Here is a 1,358-nt window from a genome sequence, read left to right on the forward strand (position 1 = left end):
AAACCATGTGTGGACGGCCCCTCCGGCGCAAGAGGGAAATCCGCACTGACTGGCCGAGAAGGATGCATCCATGTGTCCGGCCTGTTGTCGCAGCCACTGGCTGCTGGCCTTGATGAATTCCGCGGATCGACGCCCAAATCAGCTCATCGCGCTCGGTGGCGCTTGGTACCCGTGGGTTTGGCCGATCCCCGGCCCTGCCGGTTCGTCATCACGTTTCACCACCCTTGCCCATCCGCCCCGCCGAGCCATCCGACGCCGACAGGGCGAATGCCGTCTACGCCGGGCTCGGCGCCGCGTAGGTCACTCCCCGCGTCATCACCACCCACGCGATGCGCGCGGTCTTGTTGGCCAGAGCCACGGCGGCCAGCTTTGCCGGTTTGCGCTCCAGCAGCTTCGTCGTCCAACTGCGGCTGGCGTTGTCCTTGCGGGCCAGCCGCATGACCGCCGTGGCGCCGACGACGAGCAAGCGCCGAAGGTAGCCGTCGCCCTGCTTGCTGATGCCGACGTGGCGTTCCTTGCCGCCGCTGCTGTGGGCTTTCGGTGTCAGACCGAGCCATGCGGCGAACTGCCGACCGGAACGGAACAGCGTGCCGTCCGGCACGGCCGCCGCGATGGCGCTCGCGGTGATCGGTCCAATGCCGGGAATGGTCGCCAAGCGCCGGCTGACCTCGCTGGCCCGATGCCAAGCGAGGATGCGCTTCTCCAGCCGGTCGATTTCGGCCTCAAGCTGCCGAATTTGATCGACGATGCCGTGCAGCGCCAAGCGTCCCAGTTCGGGCAGATGGTCCTGTGCTTCATGGAGGGCTGCGGTCACCGCCTTCATGCCTTCTGGCCCTTTGGCCGCGATGATTCCGAATTCCGCTAAGTGCCCGCGCAACCCGTTGATCAGCATCGTTCGCTGCCGTACCAGCAAATCGCGGGTCTTGTGCAGCATCAGCGCGGCCTGCTGGTCCACTGTCTTGATGGCGACGAAACGCATGGTCGGGCGGGTGACCGCTTCGCAGATGGCCTCGGCATCGGCGGTGTCGGTCTTGCCCCGCTTCACATAGGGTTTGACATAGGCGGGCGGCATCAGCTTCACCCTATGCCCCAGGGCCGCGATTTCCCGCGCCCAGTAATGCGCTGTGCCGCAGGCCTCCAATCCGACCAGACACGGCGGCACGCTCTAGAAGAACTTCAGAACCTCGCCTCGACGCAGTTGCCGACAGACCAGAACCTTTCAATCCGCGGCAATCCCATGGACTTGGAAAACGTTCTTCGCCAAGTCCAGACCGATCGTCACCACCTCTCCCATGGACGGCCCCTCTGAGCTGGTTTCTTCGACGACCTCAGCTTGCCACCGTTTCAAGAAGGTGGAA

Annotated in this window: 1 pseudogene; it reads right to left on the reverse strand. The window is 64.6% G+C overall.

The features are described from left to right. Positions 1-274: 274 nt before the first annotated feature. Positions 275-1,213: pseudogene (locus tag FHW79_RS32290) on the reverse strand (IS110 family transposase). Positions 1,214-1,358 lie beyond the last annotated feature (145 nt).

It is taken from the genome of Azospirillum sp. OGB3, assembly GCF_014192915.1.
Lineage (GTDB): Bacteria > Pseudomonadota > Alphaproteobacteria > Azospirillales > Azospirillaceae > Azospirillum.